The following is a 26695-nucleotide window of genomic DNA, read 5'->3' as shown; positions in this document are numbered from 1 at the left end:
CTGGATATGCGCATCGGAGTGTTCGGCGCCACGGGGGTCATCGGGTCGCGGATCGTCGCGGAGGCGGTGCGGCGAGGGCAGCACGTCACCGCGTTCACCAGGGACGCCTCCCGTTTCCCCGCCGACGCGGGAGAGGTCGGGTGGCGCGTCGCCGACGTCCTGGACGTGCCGGGCGTGACGGCCGCCATCGCGGGCCTGGACGTCATCGTGAACGCCCTCAACGCCGGCCGCGGCGTCCCGGAGACGATCGCCAACGCCCACGTGCTGCCCGCCATCGCCCGGTCGCTGCTCCAGGCGCTGGAGCCGCACCCCGCCGCCCGGCTGATCGTCGTCGGCGGGGCGGGAAGCCTCGAAGTGCGCCCCGGGCTCCAGGTGGTGGACACCGAGGGCTTCGCCGAAGGGCTGCCGCAGCTCCTCGGCGTCCCGGAGGAGTACGTCAAGGTCGTGCTCGCCCACCGCGAGGCGCTGGCGCTCTACCGCCTGTCCGACCGCAACTGGACCTACCTCAGCCCCTCGGCGGCCCGCGTCGGCCCCGGCCCGCGTACCGGCAGGTTCCGGGTGGGCGGCGACCGGCTGCTGGTCCGCGAGGACGGCACCAGCGACATCTCCGCCGAGGACCTGGCCGTCGCCGTCGTCGACGAGGCCGAGCTGCCCCGCCACGTTCAGCGGCGGTTCACCGTGGGTTACTGATCCACGAGGTTGGCCGCGGCGCCCGCGTGGGGATCATCACTGCGAGATGGAGGCGATCATGCTGAGATTACGCACGCTGGGCGCCGCGATCGGCGCCGTCGTGGCCGTGGCGATCACCGCCTCGCCCGCCGCCGCCGCCCAGCCGCCCACCCGCACCTGGCACAAGCAGACCCTGTGGAGACAGTTCACCAGCACCGACTCTGCCACCGGGACGACGGTCACCACCTGCTACCGGCTCCCGGCCGTCGTGAGGTCCGCGAGGAACGTGCTGCTCGCCTTCGCGGAGCGGCGCAACCGGAACAACTGCGCCGACCACGGCGCGTTCGACGTCGTCATGCGCCGCTCCACCGACAACGGCGTCACCTGGGAGGCGAGCAGGACCGTCCTGGCGAGCACCGCGGGGGCGGCCCTCCAGGGGAACGCGACCGTGGTGGCTGACTCGGCCGGGCCGGTGTTCCTGTTCACGACCTCCGAGCCCACCGCGACCCAGACCACGCCCCGCACCCCGAAGGTCCAGGTCAGCACCGACGACGGGCGCACCTGGTCGGCGCCCGACGACCTGTCAGGCGAGATCAAGGCGCCGGCGGGGGCGGGCGACTGGTTCGCCACGGGCCCCGGGCACGGGATCCAGCTCACGCGCGGCGACCACGCCGGCCGGCTCGTCGTGCCCGTCTACTTCGCCGTGGGGAGCCGGCAGAGCGTACGGCTGGTCTACAGCGACGACCACGGCGGCTCGTGGCGGACCGGCGCGACCGCCACGTACGACAAGTCGGTGCTCAAGCTGGGCGAGCAGACGCTGGTCGAGCGGACCGACGGCAGCATCCTCGTGATCGCCCGCAACGGCGCCGTCCCCGACGACCAGACCTCCGTGCGCGGCCTGGCCCGCGGCGTCAGCAGGGACGGCGGGCTGACCTTCGACGGCGCCTTCCGCGCCGACGGCGCCATCATCGCCCCGCCCACCCACCCCGCCCTGCTCCGCCAGCGCTGGGACGGCGGCCCGTACACGCGCATCCTGCTGTCGGCGCCCGCCACCCCCAAGACGGACAACAACGCGGTGGGCATGAACGTGCGCTCCTCCTTCGACGAGGGCGCGACCTGGCGCGACCACGACGGCACCACGAACAACGCCGGGGTGCGGATCGACGACGACCACGCCGGGTACTCCGACCTGGCGCTGCTCGGCAACGGCGCGATCGGCGTGCTGTACGAGGCGGGGGCGAACCGCTTCCGCGACGAGATCCGGTGGAACTGGTTCTGGGAGAGCGCCATCGGCCTGCGCTGAGCGGCCGGCCCCGGCGCGGCTCATGCGGGGATGAAGAGGCGTTCGACGGCGGCCGACACCCGGCGCGTGAACGGCGACGCGGCCGCCGGGCCGTGGAAGGGCTGCGTGGCGCCGTCCGTGACGGCCTCCACGGTGGCGAGGTCCGCGCCCGGATGGCAGACCACGCCCGCGGGCGGCAGGTCGGCGAGCAGGAACTCGCCCTGGTCGGCGCGGGCGGCCGACGGGTGGGCGGCGCGGCGGACCCAGCGCGGGCGGTCGTCGCGGTCCAGCCGGTAGACGCCGGGCCCCTGACCGGCCGCGACCCGCACGGGAGCATGGCCGCGCAGCCGGACCCGCAGGGAGAACGGGCCGCCGCGCTCGGTCGCGCGCAGCAGGCTGACGTGGTTGAACCCCTGTGGGTCCGTCAGCCAGCTCACCCGCCCGCCCAGCATCACCACCAGGTGGGCCAGCAGGAACGGGGGCGTGCCGACGGCCTGCTGGTTGGCCGCCGACACCTCGGTGCTCTCGTCGCAGCGCCACCTGATCGCCGACAGGTAGACCCGCTCGCCCGGCGTGATCAGGCCGCGCAGGCCGAACAGCCCCGCGACGCCGTACCTGCGCCATCCCCAGACCGCGATGCGCTCGGCGCACTCGATGAGCAGCGCGGCGGCCGGCACCGGCCACGGGCGCGACCAGTCGTGGCCGGCGCTGCACAGCGGGCCCACGCCCAGCTCGGCGACGCCGGTCGTCTCGTGCGAGGGCCGGTCCACGTACACGATGACCCCGCCCGCGCCGTCCGGGACGCTGAGCACGGTGACGGCGCACGGCCAGCCGTCCACGTACGCGGCCACCCGGTACGGGCCCAGCAGCCGCGCCGCCCTGGCCATGTCGTCGTCGCTCGAGACGATCACGGTGCCGCGCCCGCCGGAGACCCCGCCCGCCTGCACCACGACCCGCTCGGCGCCGACCGCGCGCCGCAGCTCCGCCAGGCTCGGCAGCCGCTCCGCCGGCACGCAGCGGATCCGCGCCACGGCGGGCACCCCGGCCGCCCGCAGCAGGTCGTCGAACAGGTGCCTGGCCTCGATCGTGGCACGCACGCCCGCGTCGATCGCCGCGACCGTGCCGCCGGGGCCCGCCAGCTCCTGGAGCTGGGCGCCCGTGTGGCAGGTGGCGATGACGGGCGGGCGGTCCAGCTTGACCAGGTGCCGGGCGGCGTCGTGGCGCACCCGCCGCAGCCAGCCGCGCCGCTCGGGCACCGAACGGCTGCCGGTGTGCTCCTCCGCGGCGACGACCATGCCAGGCAGCGCCGGGTCCCACGCCGAGTAGCAGCCGATGCCCAGTGCCGGGCGCAGCGCCTCGATGGGCATCGGCCCGGTGTATCCGGCGCGCAGGGCGGTGCTGTACCGGTCGACGACGACCAGGGGCCTGCCCGCCAGCGCGGCCAGTAACTCGGCGTGGGCCACCTCGGCCGCCGCTCCGTCCATCCCTGCCATCCCGCCTCCTGCTCGTCCGCCGGTCAGGTCACCGTCCGCTCTCTTGACGGTGCGCTGCGTACGGCGCATCGTCGAGAGCACCGCGATGTGAAGCGATGTGAAGCTGAGATGCCGCCACGGCGCACCCGCCCCGTCGTGAACCGCGCCCTGGCCGCGCTGATCGAGCAGGCCGGCTGGACGCACGCGGCCACCGCGCAGCACGTCAACGCCGTCTCGGCGGAGAGCGGAGAGCGCATCCACTACGACCGCTCGGCGGTGGGGCACTGGCTGACCGGCACCGTGCCCAGGCCCGAGGCGGTGCACGCCGCCGTGGAGGCGTTCCGCCGCCGGCTCGGCCGTCCGGACCTCTCCCCGCGGCACCTCGGCTGGCCGGACCCCGCCGTCGCCGCCCCCGCCGACGACCCCTGGGGCGGAGACCCGGTCGCCCGGCTGGCCACGCTGGGCGAGGACGACCTGCTCAACCGCCGTACCGTGCTGACCGCCGGCACGTTCACGCTGGCCGCGCTGTCCGGCCTGACCACCAGGCGCGGCCTCCCGAAGCCGCCCGGCCACCCCTCCCGCGCGGGCGCCGGCGACGTGGTCCGCCTGCGCGCGGCCACCGCCGCCTTCGCCGACCTCGACGACCAGTACGGCGGCGGCCACGCCCGCGCCGCCGTCGCCGCCTACCTGTCGCGCGAGGTGACCCCGCTGCTGCGCCGGGCGAGCGGGCGCAGCCGCCCCGACCTGTTCACGGCGGCGGCCGAGCTCAGCTACCTGGCCGCCTACATGGCCATGGACGCGGGCGCGAACGCCCTGGCCCAGCGCTACTACATCAGCACCGTACGGCTCGCGGACGAGGCCGGCGACCTGGTGCTGCGCGCGACGGCCCTGCGCAGCATGGCCGTGCAGGCGGCCGAGCTGGGCCACGACGGCGAGGCGCTCGCGCTGGCCGACGCCGCCGCCTCGGCCCTCGGCGGGCGCGGCCCCCGGCGCACGCTGGCCTGGATCACCGGCATGCGGGCGGAGGCGCACGCGGCGGCCGGCACCCGCTGGGACGCGCTGAACCTGCTGCACCGCACCGAGACCCAGCTCGAACGGGCCGACTCCCCGCCGGAGACCGAGTGGCTGGGCAACTACCGGCGCGAATCCCTGGAGCACCAGATCGGCCTGACCCTCACCCAGCTCGGTGACCACGCCACCGCCGCCCGCCACTTCACCGCGTCCATGCAGGCGCGGCGGCCGGTGGAGCTGCGCACGCGGGTGCTGATCGGGCTGCGGGCGGCGCACGCCTGCCTCCGCGCCGGCGATCCGGAGCAGGCCGCCGTCACCGCCCTCGGCCTCAGCGACGACGTGCGGCTGATCGCGTCGGCCCGGGTGCACGACGAGCTGCGCCGCCTGCGGGCGGGCTGGCAGCGGTACCGCGCCAGCCCGCTCGTCGCCGAGGCGGACGGCGCGATCTCGGGCCGCGACCCCGCCTGATCCAGGCGGCCTGTTCGGGGTCGCGGCCGAAGCAGTAGAGCATGACCTCGTCCGCCCCGAGATCCCCGAGCTGCGCGATGGCGCCCCGGATCGCGCCAGGAGTGGTGAGCATCCCCGAGACCATGTAGTCGGCGACGCCGGACGAGGCGTAGTAGGCGGCCATCGCCGCCCGGGCCTCCTCGACCACGGGCTCGGGCCCGAGGGCGGCGCCGACCTGGGCGACGATCCGCGGCGAGCCGTCCCGCCCGTGCGCCGTCCAGGCGGTCCGCACGGTGTCGAACAGCCCGCCGGCCCAGGAGGGCGGCGCGGCGGCCAGGAAGCCGTCGCCCCAGCGGGCCACCCGCTCCAGCGCGCGGGGCTTGAAGCCGCCGATCAGCACCTCGGGGCCGCCGGGCCGGAAGGGCGCGGGCCCGATGGGGCCGGCGCCCGGTCCGTACGGCTCGCCGGACCACAGCCGCCGCATCGTGGCGAGCTGCTCGTCCATGCGGCGGCCACGGGTGCGCAGGTCGGTGCCGGCGGCCACGTGGTCGTCCGCCCGGCCGCCGACGCCGACGCCGAGGACGAACCGGCCGCCGCTGAGCCGGTCGAGGGTCGCCGCCTGCTTGGCGAGCAGCGCGGTCTCCCGCAGCGGCGGCAGGAGGACTTCGGTCTGGAGCCGGATCCTGGTGGTGGCGCCGGCGAGGACGGCGAGGGTGACCAGCGGCTCGGGGTTGTCGTAGACGAGACGGTCGAGCAGGCCCAGGGTGGTGAAGGGGCCCGCTTCGGCCCTGCTGGCCCAGTCGAGCAGCGACTCGGGGTCGGTGACGGGCAGGCCGAGGCCGACGTGCATGGAATTCCTCCGAACGAAGAGACGGCAAAGGACCGTGCCGCCCCTTCGGCACCCCGTGGCGCGGGGTGTGCGCTTCCGCTCTGCGGCGTACCTCTGGAAAGCGCTGATTCGAGTGGTGATCACCCTACAGCAGCCGCGGCGGGCCCCGCACGACGCGGGGCCCGCCGGACGGTCAGGGCCGCAGGATCGTCCGGGAGGCGACCAGCTCGCCGCCCTGGAACCCCTCCACCCGGATGACGTGCGCCGGCCCGGCACCCGGCACCGGCACCGTCGTGACCTGCTGCGTCACGTCCACCGACGCCGTGGGCCTGCCGTCGAGGTAGATGTCGGCCCGGTCCACGAGCGCGGTCGTGAGCGTCACCTGCGCGGCGGAGATCTGCACGTCGAGCCGCCGCACCGGCTGCCCGGCGAGGATCTCGCCGGCCCTGGCGAGCAGGTCCTCGTTGCCCTGCAGCACGTCCCTGCGGGTCATCCGGTGGCGGAAGTCGGGCACCACCCCGAGGTCCTCGACGGGCGTGCCTGCCAGGTCGTGCACGCGCAGCGTGCGCCTGATCGACACCCGCATGCCCGCCCCGCCGGGCAGCGGCTTGTACGGGCTTTCGGCGGCTGGGGAGGGCAGTTCGAGCAGGAGCTTGAGCAGCTCGTGCGTCCACACGTTGGCGCCGCCCGCGCCCGTGTTGTCGTCCGTGCCGAGGATCTTGCCGATCTTGTGGTCCTGGAAGCCGCCGGCGAAGATGTCGGTCGCCGAGTAGCAGAGCGCGTTGGTGATCAGCACGACGGGGCCGAAGTACTGCTGGCCGATCGCGTTCGCCCCGCCGGCCGGGGTGATGGAGAACGCGCCGGAGAACACGGCGCCCGTCTCCAGCGCCTGCTCCATGGACGGGCACCAGGGGCCGAGGTCGATGCCGGACGGGTTCTCCTGGTGCTGGCGGCAGATCCGCAGGTTCAGGTTCGAGGTGATGAACTGCGTCGGCTCCGGCACGATCGGGCGGGGCGTGAGCGTCTGCAGCAGGAACTCGCTGGCGAAGATGTGCCCGCCGCCGTTGTCGCGGACGTCCAGGATCAGCCCGTTCTGCGGCAGCAGCCCGATGAGCCTGCAGAACTCGCGGACGAACGCGTCCGGATCGTTGACGCCGAAGCTGAACACGCGGATGTGGCCGAACGTGCCCGACGGCGTGACGACGCTCCTGGCGCGGAAGAAGGCGGGCATGGACGTGGGGATGTCCGCGCCCTCCTCGGCGGGCTCGGCCGTCAGCTCGGCGCCGCCCAGACTCTCCTGCGGGGTGACGGCCTCGGGCACGTAGAGCAGCTTGATCGCCCGGGAGATCTCGTCCGCGCCGAGGTCGAGGCCCTGGGCCATGGCGGCGACGGACACCTCGTCGGCGTTGACGAACGGCGGCAGGTTGTCGCTGACGCGCCAGGTCTCGCTCAGCTCGCGGCGGATCCCGTCCTGGCCGACGTAGGTCAGCACCACCCACGACTCGTCCGGAGGCACGTGCACCCGCAGCGGCCTGATCGTCATCGACTGCAGGCCGCGCGCGTGCCGGGCCGCCGGGTTGCTGCCCGCGAACCTGCTCGCGTTGATGTCGACCGCCCGATCGATCGGGATGCCGTTCCAGTGCGTCACCTCGACGCCGGGGCCGAAACCGGGGGCGGAGAAGTCCTGCAGCGTCCTGGTCACCACGTAGTGGCGCCGGTCGCCGTCGTAGTGCTCCTCGATGAGGTACGGCAGGAAGGCGATCTTGCCGGAGAACGGCTGGGGCAGCAGGTAGTTGGTGTGCAGGTCGCGTACCCCGTGGAAGATCTCGGACAGCTCCGCGTGGAAGCGCCATTCCGGGCCCATGGTCTGCGGGGTCTGCCTGCTCAGGCGCACGGCGAGCAGGCGCAGCCGCTGCACGGGGTTCACCGCGTGCATCGCGGCCTTGAGCGGCAGGTGCACGTAGTTCTGCTCGATGAGCACCAGCGCCTGCTGGACCAGCAGTCTCCTGTCGTCGAGTGTGAGTTTGTCCGCCGCGCGCAGGAAGTCGTCCAGCTCCTGCTTCGCGACGCCGCTCGTGGGCTCGGTCATCTTCGTCCACCCGTTCCGTCGTCCGCGCGGAAATCGTTCCCGCGCTCGAATACCGGCACGCTCTCACCGAGGGTGCGCGTGCCGCCACGGGTGGCGTCCTAGGGGTTTCCCTAGCGTGCGGGGGCCGTGCGCAGCAGCGTGCGGCCGGGCCGGGCGCCGGTGGGCGTGCCGTCGCCGAGCACGAGCTCGCCCGCCACCAGGACGTGCCGCGCGCCCGACGCGTACCGCCACGGATCGCCGTAGGTGGCGTGGTCCGCCGTGCTCTCCGGGTCGAACACCGCCAGGTCCGCGACCTGCCCCGGCGCGACGGTGCCGCGCTCTCCCAGCGCGAGGCGGGTCGCGGGCAGCGCGGTCATCTTCCGTACGGCCTCGGCCGGCGGCACCACGCCCGCACCACGGACGCTGGGGCCCAGGACGCGGGCGAAGGTGCCGAAGTTGCGCGGATGCGGGTGCCCGTCGCCGGGGGCCCGCAGCACCCAGCCGTCGCTGGCCACGGCGCCGGCCGGGTGCCGCAGCACGTCCTGGACGTCCCGCTCGGCCATCGCGTGGTTGACGATCGTCACCGCGGCGTCGTGCGCCGCCAGCACGTCCAGCACGGCCTCGGCCGGCTCCACGCCCGTGTCCCGCGCGATGGCGGCGATGCTGTCGCCGACGCGGGCGCCGTACGGGCCGGGGGAGAGCTCGGCGATGATCACCCCTTCGGGCAGGAACGTCCGCCCTACGGCCGGCCGCAGGTCGGCCAGCACGCGCTCGCGGGTGGCGGGGTCGGCGAGGCGGGCGAGCAGGGCGCCGGTCCCGCCGTCCATGGCCCAGCCGGGCAGGCGGGAGGTCAGGGTGGTGGACGAGGCCGTGTACGGGTAGACGTCGCAGGCCACGTCGAGCCCCCGCGCGGCGGCGGCGTCCATCAGGGCCAGCGCCCGGGCCACCTTGCCGTGGTTGGCCGGGCCCATGGCCTTCAGGTGGGAGATCTGCAGGCGTACGCCCGAGGCGCGGGCCACGGCCAGCGCCTCCTCGACGGCCTCGATCAGCCGGTCGCCCTCGTCGCGCATGTGCGTCGCGTAGAGCAGGTCGTGCCGGGCGGCCACGGCGGCCAGCGCCTCGATCTCGTCGGTCGCCGCGAACGAGCCGGGCGCGTAGATCAGGCCCGTGGACAGGCCGAACGCCCCCTGCTCAGCCGCCGTGGCCAGCAGGCCGCGCATGCGGTCGAGCTCGTCCTGGTCCGGCGCGCGGCGTTGCTGGCCGAGCACGGCGGCGCGCAGGGCGCCGTGGCCGACGAGCGGGGCGAGGTTGACGGCGGGGCGCGCCGCGTCCACGGCGGCGGCGAACCCGGCCAGGTCGGGCCAGGGGCTGCCGCTGGGGCCCGGGAAGGGGGACATGCCGCAGTTGCCGGTGACCAGCGTGGTCACGCCCTGGTACAGGCAGGACTCGGCGGTGGGGGCACCGAGGACGGTGAAGTCGGCGTGGGAGTGCAGGTCGATGAGGCCGGGGGTGACGATGAGGCCGGTGGCGTCGATCACCCGGGAGGCCGTTCGCGGCCCGGAGCCGCCCACGTGGACGACGCGGCCGGATCGTACGGCGACGTCGGCGTGGCGGGGCGGGGCGCCGGTGCCGTCGATCAGCAGGCCGCCGGTGATCAGGACATCGTACGAGGGGTTCAGCGTCTCTCCTCCGCGCGTTCCGCACGATCATGCCACCGGACGCGGGCGCTGTCGTGGTGGGCGGGACACGTGCTATCTAAAGATCAGTAAGCGTGGCTTTGGGTGGTTAGGGGTGGGTATGGAAGTCGGCTTCAACGAGTTGTACGCGGCCTGCCAGCCGATCGTCTACGGGGACATGGCGCGGGGGCGGCAGGCACTGGCGGCGCTGCTGCCCGAGGCGTGGCGGCGGGGGCCGCGCTGGGGCCTGGCGATGATCCACGCGATGCTCGCCGACCTCCACGGCCGGGTCGGGGACGTGCAGGGCGGGATCGAGCACTTCCGGGCCGCGGTCGACCTGGGGTGGAACGACTGCCTGTCCATCTGGTCCGATCCCGGCTTCGCGTCCCTGTCCCGCAGCCCGCACTACGCCGGCATCTACGCTCGCGTGTGGATCTCACCCGCCGACCTGGAGGAACTGCGGTGGCTGCGCGCCGAGGCCACCACGATCTCCCAGCATCTCAGCTGGATCGCGGCCGAGAACATCGGCCGCGTCGACCACGGCTCCACCGACGTCTTCTACGCCCCCCTGCCCACCCGCGCCCCCGACGGCGCGGGCGTGCCGGCCGCCCGCATGTCGCTGGCCATCATGCAGCGCATCGGCCTCGACCTCGTCGCCTCCTCGGACATCACCCGCATCAGCGGCCAGATAGCCGTGGACGCCATCGGCGAGTCGTCCTACACGCAGGGGGCGATCTGGCGCTCCGCGGACCTCGCCGGGTCGCGCGCCGCCGCCCGCCACGCCTCCGCCCAGGCCCGCGCCTTCCGGCCCACCCCCGGCCTGTCCACCGTGCCGGTGCCCGCCTCCTCCCTCCCGCGCGGCGGCTGGTGAGGATTATTTTACGAGTAAAACACCTGGTAAGCTTTATGGGTGAGTGCCATCCCCTTCCACCCGTTCAGATCACGTGTCCGCATGCCCGTCCGAGCCGCGCTGCGCCTGGCGCCCCTCGGCGACATCTGGCACAAGCCCGCCCTCAGCGGGGTGGCCGCACTCGCCGTGGTGCTGCTCGCGCTGCTCCTGGCGGGACGGCTGGACCTGACCCTGTACGCCTCCGCCGGGGCGATGTGCGCCCTGTACGGGCACGGCCTGCCGTACGCGGCCCGGGCCAGGGCGCTGGGATGGGTCGTGCTGGGGATGCTGGCCGGCACCGCCGCCGCCCTCGTCACGGCGGCGCTCACCGACTCGGTCGCCGTCCGCGTGGCCGTGGCCGCGCTGCTGGCCGGGCTGCACAAGGCGGTCTGCGACGCGACCAGGATCGGGCCGCCCGGGAACGTCGTGCTCACCTTCATCGCGGCCAGCGCCGCCTTCGTGCCTGATCAGCGCCTCGCCGACGTGCCCGTGCACGTGGGGCTGGGGGTGCTCGGCGGGCTCGTGGCCTGGGCGGTGGGGATGGCGCCGGGCCTGCTCCGCCCCGACGGCCCGGAGCGCGTCGCGGTCGCCCGCGCCCTGGAGGCGACGGCCCGGCTCCTGCACGCCCGCGACGCGGACCCCGGCCGCGGGAAGGGCGGTGACGCTCAGCAGGAGCGCCACGCCGCGGCGACGGCCGTCAACGCCGCGTGGCAGACGTTGCTGCGCGCCGGCGATCAGCGCGCTGGGCTGCGGCGGCTGCTGGTGCGAGCCGAGTCGGTCGCCGTCACCGGCGTCGGCGGCCGAGGGGGCGATGCCGGCACGCTGCTGGCCTGGGCGCACGAGCTGCGCAAGGGCCGCCCGGTCCCGGAGGCGCCGGTCTGCGACGCGCCGACGCAGGCCGCCGAGCAGGCGGAGCTGGCCGGTATCGCCGCGGAGCAGGCGGAGCGGGCGGGGCCGGCCGGCGGCGCCGCCGAGCGCGTTGCACGGAAGAGGCTCGCACGGTCGCCGATCGCGCTGCTGGCCCGCTGGTGGCGGGTCGTGGTGATGGTGGCCGGAGGGGCGGCGCTGGCGGGGTGGGTGTCGATGGCGCTCGGCGTGGGCAGGCCGTACTGGGCCGTCGTGACGGCGGCGGCCGTGTTCGCCGCGAACACCACCATGTCGTGGAGCCGCGCGCTCCAGCGCGTGGTGGGAAACCTGCTCGGCGTCGCCCTGTTCACCCTGGTCGTCCTCGTGACGAGGTGGGGCGCGGTGGCACTCGTCGTGGCCGTGCTGGTCATGCAGTTCGTCACCGAGGCGGCGATCACCCGCAACTACTGGCTGGGCAGCGTGTTCGTCGCCCCCATGGCCATGCTGATGACCGAGTTCGCGGGGGCCGAGCCGGTGTCGGCGCTGGTGGCCGACCGCTGGCTGGACACCTGCCTCGGGGCCGCCGCCGGGTTGCTGGCCTGCGTGTTGCTGCCCGACCGGCGGGCCGCCGCCCGCGTACGGGACGGGCTGGAACGGCTGGAGCGGCTGGTCGGCGAGCCGCTCACCGGGGGCCGCGTGGCTCGCGACCGGTTGCGTGCCGCCCTGGTGGAGCTGCGCGAGGCGGCCGACATCGCGGCGGGCGAGTGGTGGAGCGCGGCGCTGCCGCAGGAACGCATCGCCGCCGCCGAGCGGGCGGGCCACCACCGGCTGGCGGAGCTGTCCACGTGACCCCGGCCGCCGGCGCGTACGATCGGAAGCCGTCGGACACCCCAGGCACAGGAGGGACAGCGCGCGTGGAGGACGCCGTGGCGATCGCGCTGCGCCAGTGGCGGAAGGTCCTGCCCGACGCCGACCTCGACACGATCGCCGTCATCGGCCGGCTCAACCGGTGCACCGCACTCCTCCACCAGGCCACCGACGCCCCGCTCGGCCGCGCCGGGGTCAACAGGGCGGAGTTCGACCTCCTGTGCGCACTGCTCAGGGTCGGCGGCGAGCTGACGCCGGGGCGGCTGGCGCGCGAGACGTTCGCCTCGGGGGCGGCGGTGACCAAGCGGGTGCGGCGGCTGGAGGAGGCCGGCCTGGTGGCCCGCCGCGTGGACGGCCGCGACCGCCGCGTGGCCCACCTGTCGCTCACCGAGCAGGGCAGGGAGTTCATCATGCGGTTGATGCCCGAGCAGCTCGAGTACGAGACCGCGCTGCTGTCGGGCCTGCCCGCCGAGAAGGAGCGGGAGCTCGCCGCCCTCCTGGCGGAGCTGCTGCTGATGCTGGAGGGCCGCCTGGGCGGGACGCTCGGCTAGCCGCCCCGAGCCGGGGCAGGCCCGCGCCGTACGTGTCGGCCGGGCGGGAACGACGCCGTCGCCACCACGCCCCGGCGAGCTCAGAAGGCGTAGTTGCGCAGCACGGCGAGCGCTTCGGCGCCGTGCGGGCCGGTGGCCTTGAGCGCCGAGCCGGCGGGGGTCAGGCGGCGTGCCCCCACGCGGCAGAAGTCGCCCGCCGGCCCGGTGATCATGGACGGCGCGCCGGGGTCGCCGAAGTGCCACAGCTCGCCGTCCGGCGCGGTGAGCTCGCAGTGCACGGGCCCGCCCGCCACCCCCTCCACGTCGAACGCGTACGGCAGCGTGCGGTGTCCCAGCCAGGCGATGTGCCGCAGCCGCGCGGTGTCGGGGTAGGGGATGCCGAGCGGGTCGGTGATGTCGAGGGCGTGGGCCCAGTGCTCGGCCAGCCGGGTGGTGGCCAGGGTGGCGGGCGACAGGCTGGCGGCGACCCAGGTCAGGCGGTTGCCCCTGGGGTGGGCGCGCAGCGCGGCGGGCATGAACGCGGTGGCCGCGCGCCAGCGGGCCAGCAGGTCGGCGGGGGCGATGTCGCGCTCGGCGGCCACGGCGCTGTCGGCCATGGCGTCCACCTCGCCGCGGGCGCGCGGGCCTGCCAGCTCGCCCCGGATCGAGGCGGCGGCGAGCTCCTCGGTCTGGGCGAGGTGGAGGACCACGTCGGAGACGGTCCAGCCGGCGGCGGCCGACGGGTGCGACCACTGCGCGGGCGTGAGGGCGGCCAGGACGGTGTCGAGTTGCTCGTACTCGGCCTGGAGGTCATCGAAGATGTCCGTCATGTCCCACCACACTACAGAACAAAGTTCGGGTTGGCGTGGTCTCAGGTGAGAAGCGGGAGCTCGGCGAACGGGTGCGACGCCCAGATGCGCCGGGAGGCCTCCTCCGGGTACGGCACGACGGCGGGCTCGACGTCGAACAGCCTCGTCAGGCGCCTTTCCGGCGTGTACGGCTCCCACCCGGGCCCCTCGCCCGCCGCGAAAGCGGTCCACGCGCGCCGGAAGGCGGCCGACACGGCGGCGGCCTCGGGCGGGGCGCTCTCGCCGAGGAAGAACGTGCCCATCCCGCTGCCCGGGTTCCCGAACACCAGCGGCACGTCCAGCCCGTGACAGGCCCCGCCCAGCGCCGGGCTCTCCCAGGTCAGCTCGTACGCGTGCACCCGCCCGCCCCCGGCGGCCTGCGCGTCGGCCATCCGCAGGGACGGCATGCGGAACAACCAGTCGGACTGGACCAGCTCGTCCAGCAGCTCGGGCCCCGCCGAAGGGAAGGCGTCGCGATAGGCCTGCTCCCGCCCCGGCGCGAACACCTCCAGGAGGTCGTGCCCCTCCACCCGCCCCGTCCGCGTGAACAGCCGGTACTCGTCCCTCGTGTGTCCCACGATCAGCTCGATCCCGCGGCCCGCCCCGTCGGCCAGCGCGCTCCAGGGGTCGCGCGGCAGCACGTCACCGTCCACGACCGGCGAGAACGGGGTGACGGTGTGCGCGACCGCGCCCCAGCGGTCCTCGTGCAGGCGCATCCTGGCCGTCGCCGCCTCGGCCGCCGCGACGAGCAGGCCGGGCTCGACGGCGGCCAGCGCGCCGGCGTCCGGCGGCAGGCCCAGCTCCGCGGCCAGGACGGCGGCGATGTCCGAGGCCAGCGGCGCGGAGAAGTACGTGCCGGGGACGCTCTGCGCGATCGCCCGCCCGAACAGCCCGGCGGCGCGCGGCATGGCCATGAGCGCGGCGATGCACCCGGCCCCGGCCGACTCCCCGAACACCGTCACCCGCCCGGGATCGCCGCCGAACGCGGCCACGTTGTCCCGCACCCACTCCAGCGCCGCCACCTGGTCGAGCAGCCCCCGGTTGGCCGGCGCCCCCTCGACGTGGGCGAACCCCTCCATGCCGACCCGGTAGTTGAGGGTGACGACGATCACGTGGCCCTCCCGGGCCAGCACCGCGCCGTCGTACACGGGCTCGCCGGACTCGCCGCCCCGGTACGCGCCCCCGTAGATCCACACCATCACCGGCAGCCGCGCCGTGCCGAGCGACGGTGACCAGACGTTGACCGTCAGCCAGCTCTCGCCGATGCGCCCCGCCACGGCGGAGGCGAGCGTGGACTGCTGGGGCGGCGGCGGGCCGAACGCCGCGCAGTCGCGCACCCCGTCCCAGGGCCCGGCGGGCTCGGGCGCGCCGAAGCGCCGCGGCGTGGCGAACGGGATGCCGCGGAAGACGGACAGGCCCTCTTCGGCGCGGCCCCGTACGGCCCCCGTCGCGATCCGGACCTCGGGCTCTGTGGACGTCCCCATGCTCAGCCGCCTTTCTCGAATACCACTCCAAGATTACGGGCCGTTCATCGACAGGATCTGACCGTTCGCCGTAAAGATCGTCCGCATGCCAAATACTGCATACCGTATGTGTGGTAGCCGTGTTCCGTGTCACTCAGCACGAGGTTCGCGAGTCCCTCCGGTTTCCTCAGTCGATCCCGTACCGTGGCGGCGCCCACCTGGAGCCGTTGGCTCGTGCCGCCCGCGGCGCTCTCCGTGCACCTGGCCATCGGGCAGGCGTACGCGTGGAGCGTCTTCAAACCCCCGCTCGAATCCGCGCTCGGGCTCTCCGGCACCCAGAGCGCGCTGCCCTTCCAGCTCGGCATCGTCATGCTGGGCCTGTCGGCCGCCTTCGGCGGCACGCTCGTCGAGCGCAACGGGCCCCGCTGGGCCATGTTCGTCTCGATGACCTGCTTCGCCTCCGGCTTCCTGCTGTCGGCGCTCGGCGTGTACACCCGGCAGTACTGGCTGGTCGTGCTCGGCTACGGCTTCGTGGGCGGCATCGGCCTCGGCATCGGATACATCTCGCCGGTCTCCACGCTGATCAAGTGGTTCCCCGACCGGCCCGGCATGGCGACCGGCATCGCGATCATGGGGTTCGGCGGCGGAGCGCTCATCGCCTCGCCGTGGTCGGCGCAGATGCTGGCCTCCTTCGGCCCGACCACGGACGGGATCGCCACGACCTTCCTCGTGCACGGCGTGGTCTACGCGGTGTTCATGACGATGGGCGTGCTGCTCGTGCGGGTGCCGCCGGACGGCTGGGCCCCGAAGGGCTGGAGCCCGCCCGCGGCCCGGTCCAGGCCGCTGATCACCTCGGCCGACGTCTCGGCGCGCAACGCCATCCGCACCCCGCAGTTCTACTGCCTGTGGGTCGTGCTGTGCTGCAACGTCACCGCCGGCATCGGCATCCTGGAGAAGGCCGCGCCGATGATCACGGACTTCTTCACCGGCACCCCGGCCGCCGTCGCGGTGGGGGCGGCGGCCGGCTTCGTCGCGCTGCTGTCGCTGGCCAACATGGCGGGCCGCTTCGTCTGGTCGTCCACCTCCGACCTGATCGGGCGCAAGAACATGTACCGCGTCTACCTGGGCGTCGGCGCGCTGCTGTATCTCGCCATCGCCCTGGCGGGCGACACCTCCAAGCCGCTGTTCATCGTGTGCGCGCTGGGCATCCTGTCCTTCTACGGCGGCGGTTTCGCCACCGTGCCCGCCTACCTCAAGGACCTCTTCGGCACCTACCAGGTCGGCGCCATCCACGGCCGCCTGCTCACGGCCTGGTCCACGGCGGGCGTGCTCGGGCCGCTGATCGTCAACGCCATCGCCGACGCGCAGAAGGCCGATGGGCGCTCGGGCCCCGAGCTCTACACGACCTCGCTGTTCATCATGATCGGGCTGCTCGCGGTGGGCTTCCTCGCCAACGAGCTGATCCGGCCCGTGCACGAGAGACACCACGAACGGCCCGTGCGGGCGGTGGAGGAAGGACAGGCCGTATGAGCACCAGGGAACGGCGCACCGGGCTGATGGCGCTGGCGTGGGTGTGGGTGGGGCTGCCCTTCGCGTACGGGGTGTACGAGCTCTTCCTCAAGCTCACCCAGCTCTTCTCGGGCTGAGTCGGTAAGCGAAAACTAAGCGGCGGCAGGAGTCCGCCCTCAGCGTCGGCTAAGCGGGGCGTGCCAGGTTGACGGGCACGCGGGACACTGAGCCCGCCCGACGCGAGGGGCAGATCAATGTCGATCACCGACGTGAGGACCGCCACGCACCAGCAGATCGCGGACCTCCAGCCGAACCAGGAAACCCGGGACCTGCTGGCGGACGACCGGATCCGGCAGGTCATGCGGGAGGCCGTGGCCGGCCTCGACCGTTACACGGCGCAGTACCGGCAGAAGTACCGCGAGCTGCAGGAGCGGGCGGCCCACGCCCAGTTCCAGGCCGCACCCGAGCAGCAGCGCGCGCACGACCCCGCCCGCGCGGCCGAGTACTCCCGCGGCCCCGAGTACTCCCGCGCGGCCGAGCAGATCCGCGCTCCCGAGCAGCAGCGCGCCGCCCAGCAGTTGCCCACGGCCGAGCAGCTCCGCGCGCCGGAGCAGCAGCAGCCGCGCATGGCCGAGCAGGCCCGCCCGCTCCAGCGCGGCGACCTCCAGGCCGCCACGCCGATGACGCCGACCAACCCGCCGTACCTCTGGTTCGACCTCATGGCCCTCGGCCCCTACCGGGAGCCCTACTTCGGCGGCCCGCTCCAGCCGGCCAGGGTCGTCCACTACGGCGAGAACGTCTACCTCTTCGCCGTGCTCTGGCGCAACCCCATGTCGCTGCTCGGCGGCCCCTCGGCGGCCGAGGTCATGGCGCCCTTCGTCTACCAGGTGCGCGGCGTCTCCGTCGAGCTCAACTCCGTCACCCCCGGGCCCACGCTCAGCCCGAGCCCGGCGGCGTTCGGCCCCGACTACATCAACATCATCCCGATGCGGATCCCGACCGACCCCAGGCCCGCCGAGGGCCGGCCGCGCCCGCTGGAGATCCACCTCACCGTGGACATCCTCGGCGTCGGCGTGGGCCTGCCGCCGTTCGCCGGGTTCGCCAGCCGGTGGTACCGGCCCGACCTGCAGCCGGGCTTCCTCGGGTTCCCCGACCTCCTGCCGGGGATCGTCGAGGAGACGCCGGTCAGGATGCTGATCTACTCCTGACCCCGGTGGCCGCACGATGAGGAACGCGCGGTGAGCCAGGAGGCGCGGAGGCCGGCGACGGGGCCGGCACGTCCATTCTCCGGCTCACCGCCGTCCGGCCGCGCCGCGCGCGACTCGCCGAGCCGCGCGCGGGCGGCATGAGGACGTACGCAGCAGGAGCCGCCGTCACCCGGCCGCCCCTGCGGACCGAGCCGTCCCGCTGGGGGCGCCAGGAGCAAGGGCAGGGAAGAGCATGACAACGCTGGACGCACGCCTGCGGCACCTCCTCGCGCGGGCCCGGGAGCAGGGCGGGATCGAGGGCACGGCGCTGGCGGAACGGGTGGGCTGGCAGCCAGGGCCCGGGGAGGACCCGGCTGAGGGCACTCCCGAGGGCGCTGTCGAGGGCGCTGCCGAGGGCACGGTCGAGGGCACGGTCGAGGTGCTGGTCAGCGGCGGCGACCGCCGGTGGCTCGACGACGTGCCCGGCGTGACCGTCCACCTGTTCCAGCCGGACACGAGCCCATCGGAGTCCGGCCCATCGGAGTCCGGCCCATCGGAGGCCGGCCCAGTGGCAGCGGGCTCAGTGGCAGCGGGCTCAGCGGAGGCCGGGCGGCCGTACCCGGGCGGCGGCCTTTACGCCGCGCGCGTGCCTGTCGCCAGGCTGGAGGAGCTGGCCGGGCACGAGTCGGTGCGGCGTGTCGAGTCGTCCAGGCCGCTGTTCCCCGAGCTGAACATCTCCCGCCGCGACGTACGCGCCGCCGTCGAGGCCCCGAACGGCTCGGGACCGCTCAACGGCGAGGGCGCGATCGTCGCGATCATCGACTCCGGCATCGACTACACGCACCCGGCCTTCCGCCACCCCGGAGGCGCCTCGCGCATCCTGCGCCTGTGGGACCAGTCAGCCCCCGCGACCGCCGGCGGCTCCGTGCCGTACGGCGTCGAGTACGCCAAGGAGGACCTCGACAAGGCGCTCGGCGACCCGCGCCCCACCGACATCGTGCCGCACGAGGACACCGCGGGCGGGCACGGCACCCACGTCGCCGGCATCGCCGCGGGCGACGACACCCAGCTCGGCGGCCTCTACCAGGGCATCGCGCCGCACGCCGACCTCATCGTGGTCGCGCTGGCGGGTGAGCCCGGCGGCACGCTCGGCCGCACCACGCAGCTCGTCGCCGCGGTGGACTACGTCGTGCGGCGGGCGGAGGGCCGTCCCGTCGCCGTCAACCTCAGCCTGGGCATGAACGGCGGCGGCCACTGCAGCGAGTCGCTCGCCGAGCGGGCGCTGGACGCCTACGCCCGCCGCCCCGGCGTGGTCGTCATCACGTCGGCGGGCAACGAGCGGGAGCGGCGCACCCACGCGGGCGGCACGATCGCGCAGGGCGAGGTCGTCGCGCTGGACCTGGTCGTCCCGCCGGGGGACGCCGAGGACGAGTTCGTGGAGGTGTGGTTCGACGGCGAGGACCGGGTCAGCGTGGCCGTGGCGCCGCCGAGCGGGCCCCAGTCGGCGTTCACCGCGCCGGGGGAGCAGCAGACGTTCACCACGCGGCACGGCGGCCGGGTCACGATCGACAGTGAGAACGACGCCTCGGCCAGCGGCGACACCGCGACCACGGTCATCATCTCGGGGCCGGCCGGGCAGGGGGCCGAGCCGGGGGTCTGGCGGCTGCTGCTGCGCGGCGGCCCCGTACGCCACGGGCGTTACGACGCGTGGATCGAGCGCGCGCCGCGCCGCGCCGGCGAGCAGAGCCGCTTCGCCGCCGCCTCGGCCGACCCGGCCCGCACGGTCACCGCGCCGGGCACCGCGCGGCGGCTCGTCACCGTCGGCTCGTACGCCACCCGCCCCGCCGACTGGAGCCTCGGCCACGGGGCGCTGTCCTCCTTCAGCGGCCACGGCCCCAACCGGCTGGGGGAGCCGAAGCCCGACCTGACCGCGCCCGGCGAGACCATCGCCGCCGCCCGCTCCACCGGCAGCGCCCTGCCGCCGCAACCCGATCTCCTGCACACGCTCATGGCCGGGACCAGCATGGCCGCGCCGCACGTCTGCGGCGCCGCGGCCCTCGTCATGGCCGCCCGCGCCATGAGCGGGCTCGGCCGGCTCACGGGCGAGCAGACCGGCCAGCTCCTGCGCCGCGCCGCCCGGCCCGCGGATCGAGCGACGGACGCGCCGGTCCCCGCCGGTGACCCGGCAAGCGCGCCGGTCGGCGCTCAGGCGTGGGACGCGGCGGGCGCGCCGGTCGGCGCTCACGGGTCTCAGGAGGCGGGCGCTGTCGCGTCCGATCACGCCTGGGGAGCCGGGAAGCTGGACGTGGCGCGCGCGGTCGAGTTCGCCGCCACCGCCGCCTTCCCGCGCGTGGTCAACCCGCGCGCCGAGGGCGCCACGCTGGTGTGGGAGACGGACGTGGACTGCTCGTGGCGCGTACGCTGCCACACCGTCCCGGCCCGGCTGGCCCTCGGCAAGCACGTGGCGGAGCGCACCGACACAGGCTTCGGCCGTACGCACCGGGCGGACCTGAGCGGGCTGCCACCCGGCCGGTACTGCTGCGAGATCCTCGTCACCGACCGCTCCGGCCTGTGGACGCGCGACGACGCCGGCGGGCCCGGCCACCAGGTGGCGGTGGAAGGCGCCCCGGCCGGCACCGTCCCGGCCGAGGACGACTTCCAGCGGGTCAAGGGAGTGGGGCCGAAGCTCTCGGCCCTGCTGCACCAGGCCGGGATCACCACGTTCGAGCAGCTCTCCGCCCTGTCGGCCGAGGAACTGGCAGGCGTCCTGCACCCGGCGGGCATCGGCGCGGAACGCGTGGCCAAGCAGGGCTGGATCGGCCAGGCCGCCGCGCTGGCCGCCGAGGGGCGGCGGGCCGTGCCCGAGCGGCACACGTTCACGCTGACGGTGACCGCGGACAGCGGGACCAGGGAGGTGCTCAACTGCGAGCTCCGCCACCACCAGACGGACGACGTCACGCGCGTGCGCGGCTGGGACGCCGAGCGCCTGCTCGCGTTCATCGGCGAACGCGCCCGCCTCCGGAACCGGTGACCGGCGCGGCGCGCGACCGGCCCGGGGAGGCGGTGACCGGCGCGGCGCGCGACCGGCCTGCGGAGCCGGTGACTCAGACGGCCAGGTGGCGGCGTACCGAGTCGTACAGGGTGTGCGTCTCCGGGCTGGGGGTCATGCCGAGGACGGCGTCGAGCTCCCTGCGGCAGGTCTCGTACTGGGCGAGCGCCTTGTGCGGCTGGTTCTGGCGGGCGTGGCAGCGCATGAGCAGGCGGTGGGTCTGCTCCCTGCACGAATCGCGCGCCAGGACCTGCCTGCAGGTGTCCACGCACTTGGCGTGCGCGCCCGTCTCCAGGTAGAGGGCGGCCAGCCCGTCCAGCAGGTCCACGTGCGCGGCGCTCAGCCGCTCCCGTTCCGGCACCACCCAGTCCAGGTAGGGGGCGTCCTCCAGGAGGTCGCCCGAGTACAGCGCCCTGGCGGCCTCGTGCCGCGCGATGGCACCCTCGCGGTCGTCGCGGTCCTCCGCCCTGAGCCGGGCCGCCGTGGCGCAGCCCTCGGCGAACTCCTTGATGTCCAGCCAGATCGACAGGTCCGGCGCCAGGGCGTAGGTCTCGCGTTCGTACACGACCACCTGCCGGTCGGGGCACGCCTTGCGCAGGTCGGCGCGCAGGGCGTGCATGGCCGCGTTGAGGCGGTTGCGCGCGGCGCCCTCGGGGACGCCCGGCCAGATCGCGTCGATCACGACGTCGCGGCGGATGGGCTTGGGGTGGGACAGGAGCAGGTACATCAGGACGGACCTGCCCAGCTTCCCCGACCACTCCACCACCGCCCGCCCACCCACCCGCACCCGGAACGTCCCCAGCAACCACGCCTCCACCTCGGCCCGCCCGCTCTCCCCGAGCGCCCCCGCCGGCCCCGACGTGCGGCTCCCGCCCCGCGGCCCCTCCGCCCAGGGGATGGGCGCCCGCTCCGGCGTGGCGTGCGCGGGCGCCCCGTCGTCCGGCCCGGAGGCCGCCGGAGTCGCGTGCGCGGGCGGCGCGCCCTCGGGCGCATGTGCCGTCGGTGGTTCCGGCGCGTTGCGCGCGGGGGTGCCCGACCGGCTTCGCGGTGTGCGCCTTGCCGCCCGGCCGCCTTCATCACCCCACCCGTCGCGCTCGGGTGGTGCCGTGCCGGGCGGGGGCCAGGCGGTGGCCTCCACGGCCTGGAGCAGCAGCGTCATGCGCTTGCGAGCCGAGCGCGCCCGCATCGTGCGGCGGATGAGGCGCAGCGCGTAGCGGCCCCGGACCGTGGGCTCCTGCCCGGAGGCGAGGTCACGGGCCCGCCGGCCGAGCTCCAACGCCTCGCCCAGCCGCCCCGTGACCAGCGCCGCCCTGGCCCGGCCCCACGCCTCCCGCTCCCCCCGCCGGACACCCCCGCCCTCCGCGTCCCCGCTCGCCGTGACGCCCGAGGACGTGTCCCCGCCCGCCGTGATTCGCAGGTCCTCGTCCAGGTCCGTCTCCGCCAGGAGCTCGGCCAGGAGGCCCGGGTCGTCCGCGCGGCGGGACAGCTCCACCGCCTCCCGTACCGCACGCGCCCCCACCAGCTCGCCCGCCAGCAGGGCCAGCCGCCGGCGAAAGGCAGGGGACCGTCCGGGCCGCAGGGCGCACAGCGCGGTGGACCAGAACGGGAGCATGCGGTACCAGCCGCCCGTGAGCGGCTCCCACCAGGGCTCCTTGCCCGGCTCGCGAAGCGCGGGCCGCAGCGCCGACAGGTCCTCGTGCGCGTATCCCAGCCGCGCCGCCAGCCCGAGCGCCTGGAGCCGGGCCGGCTCGGCGTCCCGGAGCAGGGCGACCGTGACGGAGGCGACGAGCTCGGACAGGCCGCTCGCCCGCATGACGCACCCGCCCACCCCGCCGTCCCGCAGGCAGGCGGCCCGCAGCACCGAGTCGATGACCGCCGGCCGCCCGCCCGTCACGGTCACCAGCCGGCCGACGACGTCGTTTCCCAGCGGGCAGTCGAGCTGCCCGGCCGCCGCGAGCGCGGTCGTCGCCCCCACCGCCAGCCCCCGATCGCCTGCGCACGGCGACAGGACGACCTCGCTGGCGGCCAGCGCCGGGGCGGGACCGCCGGGCTCGCCGGCGTCCGCGAACGGCCGCTGGATCACCACGGTGCCGGCGGGCTCGCTCGCCGCCGCCAGCCGCCGCAGGCCCGCGGCCCCCAGCTCGTACGGCTCGGGCCGCAGCCACCCCAGCCCCCCGCCCGCCCGCAGCAGGTCCGCGGCCAGCCGCCCCTCGACCAGGTACCCGTCGGGGACGAGCAGGTGCAGCCGAGCCCTGTCACCGAGCCCGTCGAGCGAGAACTGCGCCGGCCACCTCAGCTCCGGCATCGGCGCGGCCACCTTGGCGAGCAGCATCGTCGCACCTCCGGGGACGGAAGGTCCGCGCAGGACGATAGGCTCCGCCGCACCGGCCGGCAACAGGGTGACGGCCAGGGTTCTCCCTAGGGCGGACGGCCGGTGACATCAGGCTTACCGCCCAGGTCGCGAGCTCACTCCAGCCGCCGCTCCACCGCCTCGGCGATCAGGTCGAGGGCGGCGGCGCTGCCCGGCAGCACGTTCACCAGGGTGAAGAAGACGTGCATCTGCCCCTCGAACCGCCGCAGCTCGACCGGCACGCCCGCCTGCCGTAACCGTTCGGCGTACTCCTCGCCCTCGTCGCGCAGCACGTCGTGCTCGGCGGTCAGGACGAGCGCGGGCGGCAGGCCGGACAGGTCGGCGGCGCGCAGGGGAGCGACGTCGGGGTTGGCGCGCTGCGCGGGGTCGGGCACGTAGTGGTCCCAGAACCAGGTCATGGCGTCGCGGGTGAGCATGAGCTGGTTCTCGGGGGCGAGGTAGGAGGGCCTGTCGAAGTCGCAGTCGGTGACCGGGTACACGAGCACCTGCAGCGCGATGCCGGGGCCGTTCTCGTCCCTGGCGCGCTGGGCGATCACGGCGGACAGGTTGCCGCCCGCGCTGTCGCCCGCCACGATGATCGGCAGGCCGGGCATGCGGGCGGCGGCCCAGCGCAGCGTCGCGTAGGCGTCGCGGGCGGCGGCCGGGTAGCGGTGCTCGGGGGCGAGCCGGTAGTCGGGCAGGACGACGGTGCAGCCGGTGCGCGCGGCCAGCTCCCTGGCCAGGGTGTCGAACTCGTCGAGCGCGCCGAGCACCCAGCCGCCGCCGTGGAAGTAGAGCAGGACGCCGCGCGGCGTGCCGGCGGGGACCAGGACGCGGGCGGGGAACGTGGCGCCGTCCTCGGCGGGGATGGTGGCCTCCTCGACGCGGGCCATGTCGGGGCCCTTGCCGGACAGCTCGCCCAGGACGGTGCCGAGGGCGCGCGCCTCGGCCACGGTCATCTCGTGCAGCGGCTTGCCGCCCGTGTCGGCGAGCTGCTTGAGGAAATCGGTCGTCGCGTGGTCAAGTGCCATGGGACGTCACCTCGTGCGGGGGGTCGGTGGGTCACCCCGAACGTAGGATCCGCCGCGGCGGTTGTCGAGACCGGCGGGTGTGAAGCGGGTGAGCAGGGGCAACGCAATCGGGGTGAGGATGGTTACGGTGTCGTCCTGGAGGGAGCTGGACGACGCGGTCGGCGAGGCGGGCCGGAGCGATGAGGTCGGGCCCGCGCATTCGACGCTGGTCTTCCGCGGGCTGGCGCGCAGCACGTACACGCACATGTCGGGGCTGGCCCGGCTGTGCGGCGACTACGCGACCGTCGAGTCCCACCTCATCCGAAATTTCCGGAAATATGCGCACCGACAGGTCCCGGGGCCGACGGTCTGGGACTGGCTCGCCCTGGGCCAGCACCACGGACTGCCCACGCGCCTGCTCGACTGGACGTTCTCCCCGCTCGTCGCCCTGCACTTCGCCACCGCCTCCTGGCCCGAGGACGACGCCGTCCTCCTCGCGGTCGACTGCGCGGGCGCGCACGAGCTGCTGCCGGAGCCGCTGGGCGAGCTGCTGGCCGCCGAGGGCGCGCTGCTGTTCACCACCGAGATGCTCGCCAAGGTCGCGGCCGACCTGCCGTGCTTCGACGAGCTGGGCGGCGACCGGCCGTTCCTGGCCTTCTTCGAGCCGCCCTCGCTGGACGAGCGGGTGATCAACCAGTCCTCGGTGCTGTCGGTGCTCTCGGACCCCGCCTTCCAGCTGGAGCAGTGGCTGGAGGAGCATCCGGGGCTCGCCCGCGCGTGGCTGATCCCGCCCCCGGTCAAGGCCGAGATCAGGCAGCGGCTGGACCAGGCGAACATCACCGAGCGCGTCCTGCTGCCCGGCCTGGACGGGCTGGCCGACTGGCTGCGGCGCTACTACTCGCCCGGCTCCATCGAGTACGGCGGCGCCGGCGCGTCGATGGCGGGCCAGGAGGAGCGCCACCGCCAGGACGGCCGCATGGCGGGGTGAGGGTGCGTCAGGCCCGATGGGCGGCCGGGCGCAGGCGGCGGACGGCGAGCAGCCCGCCGATCACCGGGATCCAGGAGCGCCACCGGGCCCCGGTCGAGGCGCTGCCGGGGACGAGCACGGTGCAGGCGATGACGGCGAGGTAGGCCCCGCCGTGCAGCGGCCCCACGAGCGAGGCAAGGCCCGCGACGTGCACGGTGAACAGGTTGACCAGCAGGACCGCCAGCGAGACCGTCTCGACGGCGACCGCGATGCGCAGCGCGCGCATGCGCCGCTCACGCCCCTTCCGCGGCGCCGGGACGGACGATCATCAGCACGACGACGACCGTCCACAGCACGTTGTAGATCCCGGCGAACATGGACAGGGACCGCAGCCGGTCGCGGGCGCCGGGGGTGGCCAGGGCGTCGCGCTGCCGCGGGTAGATCTGCACGGCCAGCAGGAAACCCGCCGCCGCGGTCAGGATCATGGCCAGGACGACCCAGAACTCACCGGTACGGCCCTGCACGAACGCCAGCACGATGCCGGCCGCGGGCACGATCAGCCCGGCGATGCTGTAGCCGCGGGTGATGCGGTGCAGCGCCGCGGCCACGGCCCGGCTGCGCTCCTGGGACACGTCCTCGCCGGTGACCGGCACGTACCGGGGGAAGAGGCTCGTCGCGATGGCCGAGCCGCCCACGAACAGGATGCCGGCGACCACGTGGACGGACAGCAGCAGAGGCTCCACGAAGTACTCCCTCCAAACCTTCAGGTGGCCTGAAGCCTAACACGCAACCTTCAGGGTCCCTGAAGGAGGGAAGGCATGGCGGTACCCACGGAGCACCGTCGTCGCGGGCCTATCCGGAGAACGCGGCGCGGATCGTGTCGCCCACCTGCCGCTGGATCGGGTCGGCGGCCTCCCCGAACAGGCGCTCGTCCACCTCGGCCACCGCCGCGCGCGCCCGCTCCATCAGGCGCGCGCCGTCGGGAGTGACCTCGATGGCCGACGCCGACCCCGCGCGGGCGGTGTTGTCGCGCACCAGCCCGGCGCCGGCCAGCGCCTTCACCGCCGCGTGCACGCTCTGCACCGTGATGCCCGACATCCGCGCCAGCTCGCTGAACGACGTGCCCGGCATGGCCGCGATGTGCCCGAGCAGCCCGAGCCTGCTCACGGTGAGGTCGAGCGGCGCGAGGGCGGCGTTGAGCTCGGTCTCGACCGTGCGCGCCAGCGTGAGCACCACGATGGAGGCGCTGGTCGTCGGGGGAGCGGGGCGGTCGTTCTCAGAGCTCACCCCCCAAGTCTCCACTAGGGTCAGGCGTCATGGCGAACGACGACGGCGTGCCGGAGAAGGTGGCGTGGGTGCTGGTGCGCGATCACCGGGTGCTGATGACGCGCAGCCACGGCCGTGAGGTCTTCTACTTCCCCGGAGGGATGCGCGAGCCGGGGGAGTCCGACAGCCGGACCCTCGTCAGGGAGATCGACGAGGAGCTGCTGACGGCGATCGACGCGGACTCGATGGTGCACTTCGGCACGTTCGAGATCCCGGCCGGGCATCCGGAGCGCGGGCCGTTCCGGATGATCTGCTACACCGCCGACCACAGCGGGCCGCTGACGCCGTCCATGGAGATCGCGGAGAAGGCGTGGCTCGGCTACGCCGACCGGCACCGGGTGTCGTACGTCGACTCGCTGGTCCTCCAGGCGCTGCACGAGGCAGGGCTGCTGCGCTGAAA

At 74.7% G+C, this 26695-nt stretch carries 22 protein-coding genes and 1 pseudogene; 12 read left to right on the top strand and 11 right to left on the bottom strand.

Annotated elements, in window-relative coordinates:
* Positions 1 to 6 precede the first annotated feature (6 nt).
* Together HD597_RS36010 and HD597_RS36005 are read left to right on the top strand one after the other, a co-directional pair.
* Positions 7 to 690: an NAD(P)-dependent oxidoreductase gene (locus HD597_RS36010; protein ID WP_253748010.1), complete on the top strand. Its 684-nt coding sequence runs from the start codon at positions 7 to 9 to the stop codon at positions 688 to 690.
* Between the two features lie 58 nt (positions 691 to 748).
* Entirely contained in the window at positions 749 to 1972 is a 1224-nt protein-coding gene (locus HD597_RS36005) for a sialidase family protein (protein WP_253748008.1), read from the top strand.
* Between the two features lie 20 nt (positions 1973 to 1992).
* On the opposite strand, the gene HD597_RS36000 is transcribed toward HD597_RS36005, so the two are convergent.
* Complete coding sequence (locus HD597_RS36000) at positions 1993 to 3444, bottom strand: hypothetical protein (RefSeq protein ID WP_253748006.1); 1452 nt, start codon at positions 3442 to 3444, stop codon at positions 1993 to 1995.
* Between the two features lie 108 nt (positions 3445 to 3552).
* Between HD597_RS36000 and HD597_RS67365 the strand changes: the two are divergent.
* Positions 3553 to 4812 (top strand): annotated as a pseudogene (locus tag HD597_RS67365) (NsdA family TPR-like regulatory protein); the annotation flags it as partial.
* Here HD597_RS67365 and HD597_RS35995 read toward each other — a convergent pair.
* The 3 genes from HD597_RS35995 to HD597_RS35985 all read right to left on the bottom strand — a co-directional run bounded on the left by HD597_RS35995 (position 4763) and on the right by HD597_RS35985 (position 9316).
* Positions 4763 to 5731, bottom strand: coding sequence for an LLM class flavin-dependent oxidoreductase (locus tag HD597_RS35995; RefSeq protein WP_253748004.1), 969 nt, complete (start codon positions 5729 to 5731; stop codon positions 4763 to 4765). The pseudogene HD597_RS67365 and the gene HD597_RS35995 sit on opposite strands and share 50 nt — an antisense overlap.
* 172 nt (positions 5732 to 5903) lie before the next feature.
* Complete coding sequence (locus tag HD597_RS35990; RefSeq protein ID WP_253748002.1) at positions 5904 to 7799, bottom strand: S41 family peptidase; 1896 nt, start codon at positions 7797 to 7799, stop codon at positions 5904 to 5906.
* 110 nt (positions 7800 to 7909) lie between these two features.
* Complete coding sequence (locus HD597_RS35985) at positions 7910 to 9316, bottom strand: N-acyl-D-amino-acid deacylase family protein (RefSeq protein WP_253748001.1); 1407 nt, start codon at positions 9314 to 9316, stop codon at positions 7910 to 7912.
* Between the two features lie 259 nt (positions 9317 to 9575).
* Here HD597_RS35985 and HD597_RS35980 point away from each other — a divergent pair, with 259 nt between their 5' ends.
* The 3 genes from HD597_RS35980 to HD597_RS35970 all read left to right on the top strand — a co-directional run bounded on the left by HD597_RS35980 (position 9576) and on the right by HD597_RS35970 (position 12607).
* Positions 9576 to 10325, top strand: coding sequence for a hypothetical protein (locus HD597_RS35980; protein ID WP_253747999.1), 750 nt, complete (start codon positions 9576 to 9578; stop codon positions 10323 to 10325).
* Positions 10326 to 10364: 39 nt separating this feature from the next.
* Positions 10365 to 12038, top strand: coding sequence for an FUSC family protein (locus HD597_RS35975; protein WP_253747997.1), 1674 nt, complete (start codon positions 10365 to 10367; stop codon positions 12036 to 12038).
* A gap of 65 nt (positions 12039 to 12103) precedes the next feature.
* Positions 12104 to 12607, top strand: a complete 504-nt coding sequence (locus tag HD597_RS35970) for a MarR family winged helix-turn-helix transcriptional regulator (protein WP_253747995.1) — start codon at positions 12104 to 12106, stop codon at positions 12605 to 12607.
* Between the two features lie 80 nt (positions 12608 to 12687).
* Here HD597_RS35970 and HD597_RS35965 read toward each other — a convergent pair whose 3' ends face one another.
* Together HD597_RS35965 and HD597_RS35960 are read right to left on the bottom strand one after the other, a co-directional pair.
* Entirely contained in the window at positions 12688 to 13416 is a 729-nt protein-coding gene (locus HD597_RS35965; RefSeq protein ID WP_253747993.1) for a maleylpyruvate isomerase family mycothiol-dependent enzyme, read from the bottom strand.
* Positions 13417 to 13457: 41 nt separating this feature from the next.
* The gene (locus HD597_RS35960; RefSeq protein ID WP_253747991.1) at positions 13458 to 14918 is read right to left on the bottom strand and encodes a carboxylesterase/lipase family protein; all 1461 of its coding nucleotides are present in this window, start codon (positions 14916 to 14918) and stop codon (positions 13458 to 13460) included.
* Between the two features lie 213 nt (positions 14919 to 15131).
* On the opposite strand from HD597_RS35960, the gene HD597_RS35955 reads away from it, so the two are divergent.
* The 4 genes from HD597_RS35955 (at position 15132) to HD597_RS35945 (ending at position 20624) form a co-directional block, all read left to right on the top strand.
* The gene (locus tag HD597_RS35955) at positions 15132 to 16427 is read left to right on the top strand and encodes an L-lactate MFS transporter (protein ID WP_253747989.1); all 1296 of its coding nucleotides are present in this window, start codon (positions 15132 to 15134) and stop codon (positions 16425 to 16427) included.
* Positions 16424 to 16543 carry an MFS transporter small subunit gene (locus tag HD597_RS67285; protein WP_417629384.1) on the top strand — a complete coding sequence of 40 codons (120 nt, stop codon included), beginning with the start codon at positions 16424 to 16426 and terminating at the stop codon, positions 16541 to 16543. Before HD597_RS35955 ends, HD597_RS67285 begins: the two co-directional genes overlap by 4 nt.
* A gap of 117 nt (positions 16544 to 16660) precedes the next feature.
* Complete coding sequence (locus HD597_RS35950) at positions 16661 to 17614, top strand: hypothetical protein (RefSeq protein ID WP_253747987.1); 954 nt, start codon at positions 16661 to 16663, stop codon at positions 17612 to 17614.
* Between the two features lie 232 nt (positions 17615 to 17846).
* Positions 17847 to 20624 carry a S8 family serine peptidase gene (locus HD597_RS35945; RefSeq protein ID WP_253747985.1) on the top strand — a complete coding sequence of 926 codons (2778 nt, stop codon included), beginning with the start codon at positions 17847 to 17849 and terminating at the stop codon, positions 20622 to 20624.
* A 73-nt stretch (positions 20625 to 20697) separates the two neighbouring features.
* Here the strand turns inward: HD597_RS35945 and HD597_RS35940 are convergent, their stop codons facing one another.
* Entirely contained in the window at positions 20698 to 22974 is a 2277-nt protein-coding gene (locus tag HD597_RS35940; protein ID WP_253747984.1) for an AfsR/SARP family transcriptional regulator, read from the bottom strand.
* Between the two features lie 134 nt (positions 22975 to 23108).
* Complete coding sequence (locus tag HD597_RS35935; RefSeq protein WP_253747981.1) at positions 23109 to 24023, bottom strand: alpha/beta hydrolase; 915 nt, start codon at positions 24021 to 24023, stop codon at positions 23109 to 23111.
* A gap of 127 nt (positions 24024 to 24150) precedes the next feature.
* Here HD597_RS35935 and HD597_RS35930 point away from each other — a divergent pair, with 127 nt between their 5' ends.
* A complete protein-coding gene (locus HD597_RS35930) occupies positions 24151 to 24990 on the top strand; it encodes an FRG domain-containing protein (RefSeq protein WP_253747979.1) in 840 nt (279 codons plus the stop codon).
* Positions 24991 to 24997: 7 nt separating this feature from the next.
* Here HD597_RS35930 and HD597_RS35925 read toward each other — a convergent pair whose 3' ends face one another.
* The 3 genes from HD597_RS35925 to HD597_RS35915 form a co-directional block, all read right to left on the bottom strand.
* Positions 24998 to 25255 carry a hypothetical protein gene (locus HD597_RS35925; protein WP_253747977.1) on the bottom strand — a complete coding sequence of 86 codons (258 nt, stop codon included), beginning with the start codon at positions 25253 to 25255 and terminating at the stop codon, positions 24998 to 25000.
* Positions 25256 to 25262: 7 nt separating this feature from the next.
* On the bottom strand, positions 25263 to 25712 hold the full coding sequence (locus tag HD597_RS35920) for a hypothetical protein (protein WP_253747975.1): 450 nt from the start codon (positions 25710 to 25712) through the stop codon (positions 25263 to 25265).
* A gap of 109 nt (positions 25713 to 25821) precedes the next feature.
* Complete coding sequence (locus tag HD597_RS35915) at positions 25822 to 26256, bottom strand: MarR family winged helix-turn-helix transcriptional regulator (RefSeq protein WP_253747973.1); 435 nt, start codon at positions 26254 to 26256, stop codon at positions 25822 to 25824.
* Between the two features lie 29 nt (positions 26257 to 26285).
* On the opposite strand from HD597_RS35915, the gene HD597_RS35910 reads away from it, so the two are divergent.
* Entirely contained in the window at positions 26286 to 26693 is a 408-nt protein-coding gene (locus HD597_RS35910; RefSeq protein WP_253747971.1) for an NUDIX hydrolase, read from the top strand.
* The last annotated feature ends 2 nt before the right edge of the window (positions 26694 to 26695 follow it).

Source organism: Nonomuraea thailandensis (assembly GCF_024172165.1).
GTDB classification, from domain to species: domain Bacteria; phylum Actinomycetota; class Actinomycetes; order Streptosporangiales; family Streptosporangiaceae; genus Nonomuraea; species Nonomuraea thailandensis.
Note: the sequence above shows the minus strand (reverse complement) of the source record. Positions and strands in the feature narration are given on the sequence as shown.

What these genes read in the sequence shown, in the direction of transcription:
- HD597_RS35925 (WP_253747977.1), bottom strand. Translation starts at nt 25,255, where the DNA reads ATGCGCGCGCTGCGCATCGCGGTCGCCGTCGAGACGGTCTCGCTGGCG.
- HD597_RS35910 (WP_253747971.1), top strand. Translation starts at nt 26,286, where the DNA reads ATGGCGAACGACGACGGCGTGCCGGAGAAGGTGGCGTGGGTGCTGGTG.
- HD597_RS35980 (WP_253747999.1), top strand. Translation starts at nt 9,576, where the DNA reads ATGGAAGTCGGCTTCAACGAGTTGTACGCGGCCTGCCAGCCGATCGTC.
- HD597_RS35935 (WP_253747981.1), bottom strand. Translation starts at nt 24,023, where the DNA reads ATGGCACTTGACCACGCGACGACCGATTTCCTCAAGCAGCTCGCCGAC.
- HD597_RS36005 (WP_253748008.1), top strand. Translation starts at nt 749, where the DNA reads ATGCTGAGATTACGCACGCTGGGCGCCGCGATCGGCGCCGTCGTGGCC.
- HD597_RS36010 (WP_253748010.1), top strand. Translation starts at nt 7, where the DNA reads ATGCGCATCGGAGTGTTCGGCGCCACGGGGGTCATCGGGTCGCGGATC.
- HD597_RS36000 (WP_253748006.1), bottom strand. Translation starts at nt 3,444, where the DNA reads ATGGCAGGGATGGACGGAGCGGCGGCCGAGGTGGCCCACGCCGAGTTA.
- HD597_RS35940 (WP_253747984.1), bottom strand. Translation starts at nt 22,974, where the DNA reads ATGCTGCTCGCCAAGGTGGCCGCGCCGATGCCGGAGCTGAGGTGGCCG.
- HD597_RS35990 (WP_253748002.1), bottom strand. Translation starts at nt 7,799, where the DNA reads ATGACCGAGCCCACGAGCGGCGTCGCGAAGCAGGAGCTGGACGACTTC.
- HD597_RS35960 (WP_253747991.1), bottom strand. Translation starts at nt 14,918, where the DNA reads ATGGGGACGTCCACAGAGCCCGAGGTCCGGATCGCGACGGGGGCCGTA.
- HD597_RS35995 (WP_253748004.1), bottom strand. Translation starts at nt 5,731, where the DNA reads ATGCACGTCGGCCTCGGCCTGCCCGTCACCGACCCCGAGTCGCTGCTC.
- HD597_RS67285 (WP_417629384.1), top strand. Translation starts at nt 16,424, where the DNA reads ATGAGCACCAGGGAACGGCGCACCGGGCTGATGGCGCTGGCGTGGGTG.
- HD597_RS35965 (WP_253747993.1), bottom strand. Translation starts at nt 13,416, where the DNA reads ATGACGGACATCTTCGATGACCTCCAGGCCGAGTACGAGCAACTCGAC.
- HD597_RS35945 (WP_253747985.1), top strand. Translation starts at nt 17,847, where the DNA reads ATGACAACGCTGGACGCACGCCTGCGGCACCTCCTCGCGCGGGCCCGG.
- HD597_RS35950 (WP_253747987.1), top strand. Translation starts at nt 16,661, where the DNA reads ATGTCGATCACCGACGTGAGGACCGCCACGCACCAGCAGATCGCGGAC.